Raw genomic sequence first — 13,679 nt, forward strand, 5'->3', positions numbered from 1 at the left:
TTCACCGCGCTGTCATGACCTCCACTCCCTCCAAATCCCGTAAGTCCTCCAAGACGTCCAAAGCGGCTAAGGCCGCAAAGGCGGCAAAAGAAGCCCGCGCTCTAGCCAAGACACCACCACCCTTTCGCAACAAGGTGGTCGACAAAAAAGGTCTGAAGCAGCTGGTGGCCTGGGCCTACAAGCACCACGGTACGGCGGCCACCTCCGCGATGGCCGATCAGCTCAAAGATCTTGGCTTTAAGTACGCCACTCAAGCGGCTGTTTCGATCTCCGTCGACGACCTCAAGGTGCCTGAAGCCAAGCAGGATCTGCTGGGTCAAGCCGAGGAGTTGATCACAGCCACGGAGGAGTCGTATCGCCTTGGTGTGATCACGGAAGTGGAGCGTCACACCAAGGTGATCGACACCTGGACCGAGACCAATGAGCGTCTGGTGGATGCGGTCAAGAAGAACTTCAACCAGAACGACCCGCTCAACTCGGTCTGGATGATGGCCAACTCCGGTGCCCGAGGGAACATGTCCCAGGTGCGTCAGCTGGTGGGCATGCGCGGTCTGATGGCCAACCCGCAGGGTGAAATCATCGACCTTCCGATCCGCACCAATTTCCGTGAGGGTCTGACGGTCACTGAATACGTGATCTCCTCCTACGGCGCCAGAAAAGGTCTGGTTGACACGGCACTGCGCACCGCAGACTCCGGATACCTGACACGACGCCTGGTGGACGTTGCTCAGGATGTCATCGTGCGCGAAGACGATTGCGGCACGACACGCTGCATCGTGGTCAAGGCGGAGGACGGCAAGTTCGGTAGCCGACTGGTCGGACGGCTGACCGCTGATCAGGTGGTGTCTGCCGACGGCGAAGTGCTTGCTGAGCGCAACACCGAGATCGATCCGCCCTTGTCCAAACGGTTTGAGGGGGCTGGTGTCGCTGCAGTGAGCGTGCGTTCACCGCTCACTTGTGAAGCCAATCGCTCGGTATGCCGGAAGTGCTACGGCTGGGCACTGGCTCACAACGAACTCGTCGATCTGGGTGAAGCCGTCGGCATCATTGCTGCTCAGTCCATTGGTGAGCCCGGAACCCAGCTCACGATGCGGACGTTCCACACCGGTGGTGTGTCCACGGCTGAAACCGGCGTGGTGCGTTCCAAGTTGGCCGGCACCGTGGAATTTGGTGCGAAAGCACGCGTTCGCCCGTATCGCACCCCGCACGGCGTGGATGCACAACAGGCTGAGGTGGACTTCAACCTGACCATTCAGCCCTCGGGCAAAGGCAAGGCCCAGAAGATTGAGATCACCAACGGTTCTCTGCTGTTCGTTGACAACGGCCAGGCCATTGACGCGGATGTCACCGTGGCCCAGATCGCCGCAGGTGCGGTGAAGAAGAGCGTTGAGAAAGCCACGAAAGACGTGATCTGCGACCTGGCTGGGCAGGTCAGCTACGACCCCACCATCCAGCCTCGGGAAGTCACAGACCGCCAGGGCAACATCACGCACAAAGCCCAACGATTGGGTCGGATGTGGGTGCTGGCCGGTGATGTCTACAACCTGCCTCCGAATGCTCAACCTGTGGTCACAGCTGGCGCGCAGGTGGTCGAAGCGCAGGTGCTGGCAGAAGCCAGCCAGGCGACTGAGTACGGCGGTGCCGTCCGCCTGCGTGAAGCTCTGGGTGATTCTCGCGAGGTTCAGATCGTCACCACGGCGATGACCTTGCGTGACTTCAAGCTCCAGGGTGAATCCACCCATGCTGGGGAGATCTGGAATCTTGAGGCCAAAGACGGCACCCGTTACCGCCTAAACACCATCCCCGGCAGCAAGATCGGCAGCGGCGAAGTTGTTGCTGAACTCAATGACGATCGCTTCCGCACGCAGACCGGAGGTCTGGTGAAGTTTGCTCCTGGTTTGGCGATCAAAAAAGCGCGTTCAGCCAAGAACGGTTACGAGGTGAATAAAGGTGGAACCCTGCTGTGGATTCCTCAGGAAACTCACGAGATCAACAAGGACATCTCCCTGTTGATGATTACCGATGGTCAGTGGATCGAGGCTGGCACCGAGGTAGTGAAGGACATCTTCAGCCAGACCGCGGGCATCGTGACAGTGACTCAGAAGAACGACATTCTTCGCGAAATCATTGTTCGTAGCGGCAGTTTCCATCTGTGCACCGAAAAGAAAGCGCTGGAGCGCTTCACCGGTGATGGCGTCATGGTCAACCCCGGTGAGCCCATCGCCAAGGGCATCAGCACCGATGCCACGGTCTACGTGCAGACCGTTGAAACCCCCGAGGGTACGGGTCTGTTGTTGCGTCCCGTTGAGGAATACACCATTCCCAATGAGGCTCAGCTGCCTGATCTTGGCCATGTCAAACAGCCCAATGGCCCGCACCTGGGTCTGAAGGCAACACAGCGTCTTGCGTTCAAAGACAACGAGCTGGTCAAGTCTGTTGAGGGTGTTGAGCTGCTGCGGACGCAGCTCATGCTCGAGACTTTTGACACCACACCGCAGATGACGGTTGACGTCGAGCGTGTGCCCGACAAGCGAGCCAAGACGATCGAACGTCTACAGCTGGTGATCCTGGAGAGCATTCTGGTTCGTCGCGACACCATCTCTGACTCGAGTCACGGTTCCACCCACACCGAACTCCAGGTGGAGGACGGCCAGTCCATCAAGGCTGGTGATGTGGTCGCCACCACACAGATCCTTTGCAAGCAGGAAGGTGTGGCTCAGTTGCCCGAACCCTCGGAGAACGAGCCAGTGCGGCGTCTGATCGTTGAGCGGTCTGAAGACACCGTGACCATCAACACAGCGTCTGCACCTGTGGTGACCGTTGGTCAGCGGATTGTTGACGGTGAACTGCTCGCTGAGGGTCAGGCTGCGGACTGCTGTGGTGAGGTCGAGAAAGTCGATGCCAAGGCCGTCACCCTGCGACTGGGTCGCCCCTACATGATCTCGCCGGATTCCGTGCTTCACGTGCGAGACGGCGACCTCGTGCAGCGTGGGGATGGTCTGGCGCTGTTGGTGTTCGAGCGGCAGAAGACTGGTGACATCGTTCAGGGTCTGCCCCGCATTGAAGAGCTGTTGGAAGCCCGTCGTCCGAGGGAGTCGGCCATCCTTTGTAAGAAGCCCGGCACCGTTGAGATCAAGCAGGGAGAGGACGACGAAACCACCGTTGTCACGGTCATTGAGGCCGATGACGCTGTCGCTGAGTATCCGATTCTTCTTGGCCGCAACGTGATGGTCAGCGATAGCCAGCAGGTGCTCGCCGGTGAGCTGTTGACCGACGGACCGATCAATCCCCACGAACTGCTCGAGTGTTTCTTCGAAGACCTGCGCAGTCGCAAGCCTCTAATGGAGGCCGCTCAAGAAGCGATCGCCAACCTTCAGCACCGTCTGGTGACCGAGGTTCAGAACGTCTACAAGTCCCAGGGCGTGTCGATCGATGACAAGCACATCGAAGTGATTGTCCGTCAGATGACCAGCAAGGTTCGGGTCGAGGATGCTGGTGACACCACGCTTCTTCCTGGCGAGCTGATCGAGCTGCGCCAGGTGGAGGACACCAACCAGGCCATGTCGATCACCGGTGGTGCGCCTGCGGAGTTCACGCCTGTCCTCCTCGGGATCACCAAGGCCTCTCTCAACACCGACAGCTTCATCTCTGCAGCCTCCTTCCAGGAGACCACCAGAGTGCTCACGGAAGCTGCCATCGAGGGCAAGAGCGACTGGTTGCGTGGTCTCAAGGAGAACGTGATCATCGGTCGCTTGATTCCGGCCGGTACCGGTTTCAGCGGATTCGAGGAAGAGCTCCGGGCTGAGGCTGGTCCTCATCCGGACATCCTTGCCGAGGATCCTGCTGGCTATCGCCGCATGCAGAACCTGCGCCCGGATTACACCGTTGACATGCCGGCCGCTCCTGCCGCCGATGCCTCTGCGGTTCTCGACGATCCCAGCGATGCGGATCTCGAGGCCACTCGCAGCCGTCATGGCATTGAAGCGGGCGCCAACTTTGCAGCGTTTGCCCGTCCTGAAGGCGACAACGAGCTGAAGGAAGAGCAGGTGGTGGATGCAGAAGCCGTCGAGGGTCTGCAGGAGGAGGGGCTTCTCAGTGATGAGTGAGTTCTGCGCTCGCTCTCGCGGCCGCTCCCCGGCGGCCACCAAACTGATCCACGATGCCCGTTCAGTCCATGATTGATCCCACCACGATCCCGGTTCGTCGACTGCCTCGGTATGGGTTTCACACCCACACTGAGCGCCTCAACGGGCGTGCTGCCATGCTCGGCTTCATTGCCCTTCTCGTGGTTGAGATCAAGCTTGGCCATGGCCTCCTGATCTGGTGAGCAAGACCCTGCTCGGCCGCAGCGCGGCCGAGCTTGAAGACTGGGTCGTGTCCCAGGGGCAGAAGCCCTTCCGGGGCCGGCAGCTCCACGATTGGTTGTACGCCAAGGGTGCCCGCTGTCTGGATGACATCACGGTGCTGCCCAAAGCGTGGCGATCCAGTCTTCAGGACGAAGGGGTGACTATCGGTCGCCTCAAGGAAGTGCACCGATCGGTTGCCGCAGATGCGACCACCAAGCTTCTGCTGGCCACCGAAGACGGTGAAACGATCGAAACCGTTGGCATCCCAACCGATCAGCGACTGACAGTTTGTGTGTCCAGCCAGGTGGGATGTCCGATGGCCTGCCGCTTCTGCGCAACTGGCAAGGACGGTCTGCAGCGCTCACTGCGCACGCATGAAATCGTTGATCAGGTGCTGAGCGTGCGCGAAGCCATGGATCGTCGCCCCTCCCACATCGTGTTCATGGGGATGGGTGAACCACTGTTGAACAGTCAAGCGGTGCTCGAGGCGATTCGTTGCCTCAACGATGATCTCGGCATCGGCCAGCGCCGGATCACCGTGAGCACGGTTGGCGTGCCAAAGACGCTTCCGCAGCTGGCGGAACTGGCCCTCGAGACACTTGGTCGCGCGCAATTCACACTGGCCGTCAGCCTGCATGCACCGAATCAGCAGCTGCGCGAGGAATTGATCCCCACCGCGCATGCCTACCCCTATGACGATCTCCTCGAGGATTGCCGTCACTACCTGGCGGTGACCGGTCGGCGGGTGAGTTTTGAATACATCTTGCTCGGCAATCTCAATGATCGTCCGCAGCATGCTGAGGAGCTGGCGGATCGTGTGGGTGGCTTTCAGAGCCATGTGAATCTGATTGCTTACAACCCAATCGAAGAAGAGGAGTTTCAGCGGCCCTCCCGTGAACGCATCGACGGCTTCAGGCGGGTGCTTGAGCGTCGTGGCATCGCTGTCAGCCTGCGGGCTAGCCGTGGTCTGGACCAGGATGCAGCCTGCGGTCAGCTGCGGCGCTCGCGCCTGAAGTAGGGGAGACTGCGGCCACCTGCCCGGTCTTATGGCCCCGATCGACTGGATCATCCTGATTGGCTACCTGGCAGCGACGTTGGCCCTTGGCCTCTGGTTGGCCAAACGCAACCGTGGTGAGGATGACTATTTCGTTGCAGGTCGCAGCCTCAGCGGTTGGCTCGCGGGCGCTTCGATGGCCGCCACGACCTTCTCCATCGATACGCCGCTTTACGTGGCGGGCATTGTTGGCACCCGAGGCCTCGCGGCCAACTGGGAGTGGTGGGGGTTCGGCTTAGCCCATGTGGCAATGGCCGTGGTGTTCGCACCGCTCTGGCGCCGGAGTGGGGTGCTCACGGATGCGGCCTTTACGGAATTGCGTTATGGGGGGCCGGCAGCGGCTTGGCTTAGGGGCATCAAGGCCTTTCTGTTGGCATTGCCGGTCAACTGCATCGGCATCGGTTATGCCTTCCTCGCCATGCGCAAAGTGGTGGAGGCTCTGGGCATCGTCTCCAACCGACCGGTGGCCGCCGCCGGGGGAATCCCCGACACGCTGCTGCTGCTCAGCATCGTCGCTGCATTGGTCCTGGCGTACACCGTGGCCGGGGGACTGTGGGCCGTGGTGATCACTGATTTCATTCAGTTGCTTCTGGCTCTGCTGGGGGCCTCTGCTGTGGCTTGGGCAGCGGTGCATGCGGCCGGTGGAATGGGCTCACTCCTGGATCAGCTCAGCGCCATCGAGCGCCCTGAGTTGCTGTCCCTCGTTCCCTGGCGCTGGGGTCCTAACGGTTTCGACTGGATCGGTGGGGCTGGCATCAGCATCTCGACCTTCCTGGCCTACCTCACCGTGCAGTGGTGGAGCTTCCGTCGCAGTGACGGTGGTGGTGAATTCATTCAGCGAATGCTGGCCACGAAAGACGAGCAGCAGGCTCGTCTTGCCGGCTGGGTGTTTCTGGTGGTCAATTATCTGGTGCGCAGCTGGTTGTGGGTGCTCGTGGCCTTGGCGGCTCTGGTGTTGCTGCCCGATCAGAGCGATTGGGAGATGAGCTATCCCGCCCTCGCCGTGCAGTTGTTGCCTCCTGTGGTGCTTGGTCTGGTGGTGGTGTCGCTCGTGGCTGCCTTTATGAGCACCGTGAGCACCTCCGTGAATTGGGGTGCCAGCTATCTGACCCACGATCTCTATCAACGTTTCCTGCGTCCGAACGCTTCGCCCCGCGAGTTGCTTCTGGTGGGTCAGGTGATGAGCGTGGTGCTGTTGGTACTGGGGGTGGCAACCGCTCTGATCAGCGACAGCATTGGAACGGTCTTCCGTCTGGTGATCGCCATCGGCACCGGCCCGGGGGTGGTGCTTGTGCTGCGCTGGTTTTGGTGGCGGATCAATGCAGCAGCGGAGCTGGCCGCGATGCTCTGTGGCTTTGTTGTAGGCCTCACCACGTCGGTGGTGCCCCTGCTTCAGATCAGTGATTACGGTCAGCGGCTGATGGTCACCACCGCGCTCACCGCGGTGGTTTGGATCACAGTGATGCTGGTGACACCACCAGAGTCTTCGGATGTGTTGGAGCGTTTTGTGAGGACGGTGCAACCACCCGGCCCCGGTTGGAACCAGTGGCGTCGGCGCTTCGAAGTGCAGGCCAGCGAAAGCCTCCCAGACCTGCTGGCCCGATTTGTGTTCAGTTCGGGTGTGCTCTTTGGTGCCCTGTTGGGCTCCGGCGCTTTCCTTCTGCACCAGACGCCATTGGGCTGGCTCGGCTTGGTGGTGGCAGTGGTGTCGTTGACACTGCTTCGACTTCCACGCCGTTCGGTCGCAGCGCTCTGATCGAGCGCCAGTCACAATGCAATGAAATCAGGCAATGCCTTGGCTTTTTTTCGCAGCACCCTGCTCCCAATCCTGATCGTGGCTCTGTTCGCCTTGGCTCTCGTGGCCGTCAGCGCCAGGATTTGGCTTCCCGGTGACATGCTTGCGCCTGCACCTATCGGCTGAGATTACGATCGGCTCATGCGCGATTCATCCGGCAACCACAATGAGGAGCCGAGGCCGGAGTTGGCCATCGATCCTGATGTGCTGGCTCGCGAGCTCGAAGCGGAGCTTGTGGGAGACCCACTGGATGAGATCGCTCCGGATGATCCAGAAGGGGATGCGCTTGAAGCTGTGCGTTCCTGTGACGCCGGCTTGGAATGGCTCAAGCAAGGCCATGACCAAAAGCTTCAGGGCCTCAGAGTGTTCTGCGAACACCGTGATCCACGAGCCGTTCCATTGCTCTTGCCGCTGCTGGACGAGACGTGTCCAGTGGTGAGGATGAGTGCCGTCTATGCGCTGGGACGGAACCCTTCAACCCAGGCTGTACAGGCGTTGCTCACTCTTCTGCAGGTCGATAGCAATGCCTATGTGCGCAAAGCCACGGCCTGGAGTTTGGGAAATTATTCAGATGCTCCGGTTCTCAACCCATTGATCCGCGCCTTGCAGGTCGACGTTGCAGCCGTACGACTTTGGGCATCGGTTTCTCTAGCTGAGGCTGGCAGTACCTCCCCTGCCAAGGCGGATCTCGCTGCGGGGCAACTGCTGCTCAGCCTGAAGATCGACAGCGAGCCTGTGGTTCGCAGCAACTGCATCTGGGCACTCGGTCGCCTCCACGACATGTTGGTCAAGCCTCGCCAAGAGGAAGTGGTCGAATGCTTCGTGGCGGCACTGCTGAAGGATCCGGAAACTGCTGTTCGCGATGAAGCGCGCACTGCTCTTGAGCAGTTGGATAACCCAGACTTGGTCGACCGGTTGCAAACTCTCCTGGACGAAGGTCTGCTGCTTTGACCCCTCAGGGGCTGAAGCTCTGACTCAAATCTGGTCGGATCCTGTGACAGGTGAACCTCAGATTTCGATCAGTTGCCCTTAACATGCGGCCAATTCTGTGTTGGTGCATGCCTCAACGCACAGTTCGATTCCGCATCCGCCCGGATGGGCGTGTTGAAGAGCAGGTGGAGGGTGTCAGTGGCGACGCCTGTCTGCAGCTCACGGATCGTTTAGAGGCGGCCCTTGGCACCGTTGAACAGCGTCAGCCTACGGCTGAAGCCTTTTGTTCTCCTCAGGTCCTGACCCAGTCGCAACCCCAGTCCGTCGAGCCTTCCTGATGTCTCACTTCAGTACTGTCAAAACCGAACTACGTCAGCTCCCCTCACTCCGAGCAGCGCTGGAAGATCTGGGATACACCCCTGGCGAGAGTCAGCAGGCTGTCCGGGGTTATCAGGGGCAAACCGTTGACGCTGAACTGGCTGTTGCGGTCGAGGGCAGTGCGGATTTCGGTTTCCGTTGGAATGAGACCAGCGGTGCCTATGAATTCGTCACCGATTTGGACCTGTGGCGTCAGCCCATTCCCGTCGAGCGATTCCTCTCCAAGCTCACCCAGCGTTACGCCCTGCGTTCGGTTCTTGAAGCCAGCCGCCAGGAAGGCTTCGATGTAGCCCAACAAACGGATTGCCAGGACGGTTCCATTGAGCTTGTGGTGACCCGCTGGGACGCCTAAGCCCATTCACGTTGCGTCTCTGATGACCAGTGGTTGATCCCTCGGCGGCCGCCTATGTCGCTGCCTCCTATGTACAGGACAAGCGCACTGGGAAGGAGCCTGTGCTCGGGGGTGAATTGCGCGAAAAGGCGGTGTGGGTTGATGAAGCGGTGTGTATTGGCTGTCGCTACTGCGCCCATGTCGCTACCAACACCTTCTGCATCGAACCCAATCTCGGGCGCTCACGTGCGATCCGTCAGGACGGCGATAGCACTGAACGCATTCAAGAAGCGATCGAGACGTGTCCCGTCGATTGCATTCATTGGGTCGCCTTTGATGATCTGCCAGCCTTGAAGCGGCAACTGGATGCTCAGGAATTGCTGCCGCTGGGCCTCCCTTCCCCGGCTCGACTGCGTCGGCAGTTGCCACGCAACACCAGTCACGACTGATGGCCAGCTCTGCCCTGCCGACACGACGCTTTGGGCGCACAGGGATTGCCATGCCGGTGCTCTCTCTGGGTGGCATGCGCTTTCAGCAGAGCTGGACCGACCTCGCGGCTGAGGCCATCACCGGAGAATCACAACGTCTCCTGGAAGACACTCTCAGTCGAGCCGTCGAGGCTGGCTTCCACCACGTGGAAACCGCACGGCATTACGGCAGCTCGGAGCGGCAACTGGGTTGGGCACTTCCTGAAAGCCCTGATGCATCAAGGATTCTTCAGACCAAAGTGCCGCCTCAGGCAGATCCCGAGGCCTTTGAGGCTGAGCTGGAGATATCGCTCGAACGCCTGCAAGTGCAACGGGTGGATCTGCTAGCGATTCATGGCATCAATCGTCATGACCATCTCGAGCAGACCATTCGATCCGGCGGATGTCTCGATGTGGTCCGTCGCTGGCAAGAGCAGGGGCGCATTGGCCATGTGGGGTTCTCCACCCATGGCGAACCCGAGCTGATCGTCGATGCGATCGAGACGGACTGTTTCGATTACGTGAACCTTCACTGGTATTTCATTCGTCAAGACAATGAACCTGCGATCGCAGCAGCCCATCGCCATGACATGGGAGTCTTCATCATCAGTCCGACGGACAAGGGGGGACACCTGCACACGCCTGGACCGAGGCTCCGCGCCTTAACGTCGCCACTGCATCCGATCGTGTTCAACGATCTCTTCTGTCTGCGAGATCCAAGGGTGCACACGATCAGCGTCGGCGCTTCCTCCCCCGACGACTTGAGACTCCACCTCGATGCGGTGGCTCTGCTCAACCAGGCGGATGCACTGATCACGCCGATTGAGCATCGCCTGCATCAGGCGGCGCGGGAGGTGCTGGGAGATGCCTGGATGGACAGTTGGCAGCAGGGTCTGCCGCCTTGGCAAGACACACCGGGAGAGTTGAATCTTCCCCTGCTTCTGTGGTTGCACAACCTTGTCGAGGCCTGGGATCTCGAAGGTTTCGTCAAAGCCCGTTACGGTCTGCTGGGGCGTGGCGGCCATTGGTTTCCTGGTTCCAATGCTGATCCTCTGGATGCCACTGTGACGGAGACGGATCTGATGGCTGTTTTGCAGGACAGCCCCTGGCGAGAGCAAATTCCTGGAATCCTCCGACGTCTCAGAGATCGAGCAGGCGGAGAACGTCAAGAGCGCCTGTCGTCGGCCTGACATCCCAGAGGAAGCTTGGTCGGCACACCGATGGCGCGGGGATAAGTTTTGGGGGTTGCGCGATCAGCGCTGATGCGAATCAGTGTTCGTGGGCCCCGATCGGCAGGAAGCTCGGTGCGGCTGATGCCATGGGTCCGTGCGTTGAGAAGCTCAAGGGCCGGTTGCAGCTCGGCGTCGTCGCTGGCCTGCCAGCGGCCTCGATAGAGCAGCGCCTGTCCCTGCTGTTGCAGCAGGGGCACGAGGTATTCCGCCACGACTGGTGCTGCAGCCACAGCGCGCGCCATGGCCAGGTCGAATTGACCTCGGCACCGGGGATCGTGGCCCGTTCGTTCCACCCGTTCGGTGCGAACGACCACGCGCTCGCTCAGTCCAAGTGCAGACGCCATGGCAGCAACCGCTGCGGTTTTGCGCCCAACCGAGTCGACCAAAGTCAGGTGCGCACCCGGCAGCGCAATCGCCACGGCTAGCCCAGGAAATCCTCCACCTGTGCCCACATCAATGCAACGACGTGGTGTCTCCGGTTTCGCCAGCTCCGGCGAGAGAGGCCAAAGGCTATCCAGCACTTGCGCGATCCAGAAATCCTCGCCTTGCACCAGACGGGTGAGGTTGACGCGGCTGTTCCAGTCCTGCAGCAGCCTTTGTAAGTCGATCAGCTGTTGCAGTTGCTGGGGATCCGGAGTCCATCCGAGCAACCTCCAAAGTTCCGGCCCTGGCGTGGCGAACGGCGATGAATCCGGCATGGCGGCCTGCCCTTCAGACCTTTCTAGAATGCCGTTCTGGCCGGAGGTGTTCCTGCAAGCGATGGCTCCTTCGGCCCAGGACATGACCCATTACGAGCGTCTGGGCGTGTCCCGCAGCGCCGACGTCGACACCGTGCGGCAAGCGTTCCGCCGCCTGAGCAAGGCCGTGCATCCCGACACCACCCGCTTGCCGGCTGAGGATGCGGCCCACCAGTTCCAATTGCTGCGCGATGCCTATGAACAGCTCGCGGATCCGGGACTGCGGCGCCTCTATGACGCTGCGCTGCGCGAGCGCGACAATCCCCCAGCCTTAAAGACCCCCACGCTTCCAGTCCCCGACAACATCGGTCAGCGCCGGCCTCTTTCCGGGGGGGAATGGCTATCGCTGCTCTTGTTGCTGGGTGCTCTGGCCCTCTGTCTGCTGCTGGGTGTCGGTGTGGCCTGGAGTCGTGGGCTTGAGCTTCAGGTGCAGCCGAGCTGGTTGCTCGAGGAGCAGACTCAGAAAAGTGCTGAGCAATCCGGTGGTTCCGATGGCATCACTCCCTTCGCCAGAAACGCCGCTCAACCAGCACTCCCTCAGAGCCCTTGAACGTTGGTTGGAGACTCTGGGTGCTACCCGGAGTGAGCAGGATCCCTGCGACTGGATTTGGGAACAGCCTGACTGGCGGGCGCGGTTGCGTCTGGATCAGGAAGACCTTGGAGTGATCTGGGATTCGGCGCAGCCACCGCGAAGTTGCAGTTATTCCTACCGGCTGCCCCGAGCCGACGTCGAGGCTGCCCTGCGATTCGGCCCTTGATCCGATTCATAGGTCGCTGGCAGGCAACGCCTCCAATCCGTTGGAGATGGCCTCGTAGCACTGATCAAGCTGGGTTTCGCTGATGCACAACGGCGGTAAGAGATAGACCACATCCCCCAGAGGACGAATCAGCACCCCCTGGTCCCTGACCAGTCGTCGCAAGACTTTGCCGGCGGGGTTGAGATAGCCCTGGGTTCCGCTCGTCACCAGGTCGAAGGCGGCGATCGTGCCGCAGAGGCGAGGACGCTGCACTCTGGGATGTTGCGCCAGGCGTTCCAATCGGGACCGATGGCGCTGTTCAAATTGTTCGTGCTGTTCCGGCTCGACTTCGAGCAGATCCAGGCTGGCATTGGCTGCGGCACAGCCCAGGGGATTGGCCGTGAAGCTATGGCCATGCCACAGGGTCTTGGTTGGATCGGTGCCGAGAAACTCCTCGAAGATCGCTTCCTTGGCCAGCGTGATTCCCATTGGCAGGAACCCTGCTGTGAGCCCTTTAGACAGAGCCACGAGATCCGGTGTGATGCCGGCTCTCTGCGAAGCCAGCAACCGGCCGCAGCGTCCGAATCCCGCCATCACTTCATCGGCGATCAGCAAACTGCCGGCCTCGCGCACCCGTTGTTCAACCGCCTGCAGAAACTGAGGACGCACGATGCGCATGCCGCCCGCTCCCTGAACGAGCGGTTCGAGAATCACCGCTGCTGTTGGTGTCCGTAGTGCCAGCCCTAGTGCGTCCAAGGCCTGTTGCTCGCGACGTTCCACCTCCTCGTCGTTCCAGTGCGTGTGGGGCCACGGGATCCGGGTGACTGGAAACAGCAGCGGATCAAAGGGTTCGCTGAACAGACTGCGCGCCCCGACAGCCATCGCGCCAAAGGTATCCCCGTGATAGGCCCCGTCGAAGGCAATCAGCTGCTGACGCGCTTCGCCACGGTTGTGCCACCACTGCACGGCCGTCTTCAGGGCCACTTCCACGGCCGTCGATCCGTTGTCGGAGAAGAACACCCGCTCGAGGCCAGTGCGTCCGGCCAGGCGTTCCGCCAGGCGTTCCGCCTGGGGATGGGTGAATTCAGCGAAGATCACTTGCTCTAGCTTGGCGGCCTGTTCCGCGATCGCCTCAGCCACCACTGGGTGCGCATGGCCATGCAGCGTGACCCACCAACTGCTGATGGCATCGATCAGTGGTGGCCCTTCCGCTCTGTAGAGGACCGCGCCTTCGCCGCGAACCACCTGTTCCAGCGGTGGAGTGGTGGTGATGGAGGTGAAAGGAGGCCAAAGATTGGGGTGATGGTTCCGTGACACTGGGCACGTTCGATCGCCTGTTGTCATCATGGGCGTTCGACAAGAGGGGGGACAATGACCACACCTCAGGTCGGCAGTCGCCGGCTGCGATCTCCCTCCAATCGCTTTGTGGAGCCGGCGCCTCAGACACCGCGATTGGGCCCAGGTCGTGAAGGATCACGCAGCATCTTTTTCGAAGGCGGCTGGCCCTGCATCAAGGCACGTCTTGAAATGCGGGGATGGTCACCATCACAAATCGAACAGATTCATGAGCAGTTGCGCCAGGGATGGCCGCTGTCCATGGCTGTGCGCCACGTGGCCTTGCTGATGGGGCGTTGTCCTTTGCGCTCCAGGCCGCTGGGCTAAGCAAGGCAAC

The 13,679-nt window shown here is 60.7% G+C and carries 15 protein-coding genes; 13 read left to right on the forward strand and 2 right to left on the reverse strand.

Features of this window, described 5'->3' with window-relative positions; translation table 11 throughout:
• Window positions 1-14: 14 nt before the first annotated feature.
• The 10 genes from SynA1560_RS03485 to SynA1560_RS03525 all read left to right on the forward strand — a co-directional run bounded on the left by SynA1560_RS03485 (window position 15) and on the right by SynA1560_RS03525 (window position 10,491).
• Entirely contained in the window at window positions 15-4,106 is a 4,092-nt protein-coding gene (locus tag SynA1560_RS03485; RefSeq protein ID WP_186470278.1) for a DNA-directed RNA polymerase subunit beta', read from the forward strand.
• A 68-nt stretch (window positions 4,107-4,174) separates the two neighbouring features.
• Entirely contained in the window at window positions 4,175-4,327 is a 153-nt protein-coding gene (locus SynA1560_RS03490; protein ID WP_186470991.1) for a chlorophyll a/b-binding protein, read from the forward strand.
• The gene (gene rlmN, locus SynA1560_RS03495; RefSeq protein ID WP_186470279.1) at window positions 4,324-5,364 is read left to right on the forward strand and encodes a 23S rRNA (adenine(2503)-C(2))-methyltransferase RlmN; all 1,041 of its coding nucleotides are present in this window, start codon (window positions 4,324-4,326) and stop codon (window positions 5,362-5,364) included. Before SynA1560_RS03490 ends, rlmN begins: the two co-directional genes overlap by 4 nt.
• A 28-nt stretch (window positions 5,365-5,392) precedes the next feature.
• On the forward strand, window positions 5,393-7,156 hold the full coding sequence (locus tag SynA1560_RS03500; RefSeq protein WP_186501182.1) for a sodium:solute symporter family protein: 1,764 nt from the start codon (window positions 5,393-5,395) through the stop codon (window positions 7,154-7,156).
• Between the two features lie 39 nt (window positions 7,157-7,195).
• Window positions 7,196-7,321 carry a hypothetical protein gene (locus tag SynA1560_RS13740; RefSeq protein WP_255442756.1) on the forward strand — a complete coding sequence of 42 codons (126 nt, stop codon included), beginning with the start codon at window positions 7,196-7,198 and terminating at the stop codon, window positions 7,319-7,321.
• Window positions 7,322-7,336: 15 nt separating this feature from the next.
• Window positions 7,337-8,146, forward strand: coding sequence for a HEAT repeat domain-containing protein (locus SynA1560_RS03505; protein WP_186501183.1), 810 nt, complete (start codon window positions 7,337-7,339; stop codon window positions 8,144-8,146).
• A gap of 107 nt (window positions 8,147-8,253) precedes the next feature.
• Window positions 8,254-8,463, forward strand: coding sequence for a DUF2997 domain-containing protein (locus tag SynA1560_RS03510; protein WP_186470282.1), 210 nt, complete (start codon window positions 8,254-8,256; stop codon window positions 8,461-8,463).
• Window positions 8,463-8,855, forward strand: coding sequence for a DUF1257 domain-containing protein (locus tag SynA1560_RS03515; RefSeq protein WP_186470283.1), 393 nt, complete (start codon window positions 8,463-8,465; stop codon window positions 8,853-8,855). Before SynA1560_RS03510 ends, SynA1560_RS03515 begins: the two co-directional genes overlap by 1 nt.
• A 29-nt stretch (window positions 8,856-8,884) precedes the next feature.
• Window positions 8,885-9,283 carry a ferredoxin gene (locus tag SynA1560_RS03520; RefSeq protein ID WP_186501184.1) on the forward strand — a complete coding sequence of 133 codons (399 nt, stop codon included), beginning with the start codon at window positions 8,885-8,887 and terminating at the stop codon, window positions 9,281-9,283.
• Complete coding sequence (locus tag SynA1560_RS03525) at window positions 9,283-10,491, forward strand: aldo/keto reductase (RefSeq protein WP_255477044.1); 1,209 nt, start codon at window positions 9,283-9,285, stop codon at window positions 10,489-10,491. Before SynA1560_RS03520 ends, SynA1560_RS03525 begins: the two co-directional genes overlap by 1 nt.
• On the opposite strand, the gene rsmG is transcribed toward SynA1560_RS03525, so the two are convergent.
• Window positions 10,467-11,231, reverse strand: a complete 765-nt coding sequence (gene rsmG, locus SynA1560_RS03530) for a 16S rRNA (guanine(527)-N(7))-methyltransferase RsmG (RefSeq protein WP_186501185.1) — start codon at window positions 11,229-11,231, stop codon at window positions 10,467-10,469. The genes SynA1560_RS03525 and rsmG overlap by 25 nt on opposite strands.
• 28 nt (window positions 11,232-11,259) lie before the next feature.
• On the opposite strand from rsmG, the gene SynA1560_RS03535 reads away from it, so the two are divergent.
• Both SynA1560_RS03535 and SynA1560_RS03540 read left to right on the forward strand, forming a co-directional pair.
• Window positions 11,260-11,820: a J domain-containing protein gene (locus SynA1560_RS03535; protein WP_255477045.1), complete on the forward strand. Its 561-nt coding sequence runs from the start codon at window positions 11,260-11,262 to the stop codon at window positions 11,818-11,820.
• A 7-nt stretch (window positions 11,821-11,827) separates the two neighbouring features.
• Window positions 11,828-12,028, forward strand: coding sequence for a DUF3143 domain-containing protein (locus SynA1560_RS03540; protein ID WP_370523180.1), 201 nt, complete (start codon window positions 11,828-11,830; stop codon window positions 12,026-12,028).
• Between the two features lie 6 nt (window positions 12,029-12,034).
• Here SynA1560_RS03540 and bioA read toward each other — a convergent pair whose 3' ends face one another.
• Entirely contained in the window at window positions 12,035-13,324 is a 1,290-nt protein-coding gene (bioA, locus tag SynA1560_RS03545; protein ID WP_255477046.1) for an adenosylmethionine--8-amino-7-oxononanoate transaminase, read from the reverse strand.
• Between the two features lie 54 nt (window positions 13,325-13,378).
• Between bioA and SynA1560_RS03550 the strand changes: the two genes are divergently transcribed.
• Complete coding sequence (locus tag SynA1560_RS03550; protein WP_186470288.1) at window positions 13,379-13,669, forward strand: hypothetical protein; 291 nt, start codon at window positions 13,379-13,381, stop codon at window positions 13,667-13,669.
• Window positions 13,670-13,679: the final 10 nt, after the last annotated feature.

The sequence above is a fragment of the Synechococcus sp. A15-60 genome (genome assembly GCF_014280095.1).
Classification (GTDB): domain Bacteria; phylum Cyanobacteriota; class Cyanobacteriia; order PCC-6307; family Cyanobiaceae; genus Synechococcus_C.

What these genes read in the sequence shown, in the direction of transcription:
- SynA1560_RS03485 (WP_186470278.1), top strand. Translation starts at nt 15, where the DNA reads ATGACCTCCACTCCCTCCAAATCCCGTAAGTCCTCCAAGACGTCCAAA.
- SynA1560_RS03490 (WP_186470991.1), top strand. Translation starts at nt 4,175, where the DNA reads ATGATTGATCCCACCACGATCCCGGTTCGTCGACTGCCTCGGTATGGG.
- SynA1560_RS03500 (WP_186501182.1), top strand. Translation starts at nt 5,393, where the DNA reads ATGGCCCCGATCGACTGGATCATCCTGATTGGCTACCTGGCAGCGACG.
- SynA1560_RS03505 (WP_186501183.1), top strand. Translation starts at nt 7,337, where the DNA reads ATGCGCGATTCATCCGGCAACCACAATGAGGAGCCGAGGCCGGAGTTG.
- SynA1560_RS03510 (WP_186470282.1), top strand. Translation starts at nt 8,254, where the DNA reads ATGCCTCAACGCACAGTTCGATTCCGCATCCGCCCGGATGGGCGTGTT.
- SynA1560_RS03515 (WP_186470283.1), top strand. Translation starts at nt 8,463, where the DNA reads ATGTCTCACTTCAGTACTGTCAAAACCGAACTACGTCAGCTCCCCTCA.
- SynA1560_RS03525 (WP_255477044.1), top strand. Translation starts at nt 9,283, where the DNA reads ATGGCCAGCTCTGCCCTGCCGACACGACGCTTTGGGCGCACAGGGATT.
- rsmG (WP_186501185.1), bottom strand. Translation starts at nt 11,231, where the DNA reads ATGCCGGATTCATCGCCGTTCGCCACGCCAGGGCCGGAACTTTGGAGG.
- SynA1560_RS03535 (WP_255477045.1), top strand. Translation starts at nt 11,260, where the DNA reads ATGCCGTTCTGGCCGGAGGTGTTCCTGCAAGCGATGGCTCCTTCGGCC.
- SynA1560_RS03550 (WP_186470288.1), top strand. Translation starts at nt 13,379, where the DNA reads ATGACCACACCTCAGGTCGGCAGTCGCCGGCTGCGATCTCCCTCCAAT.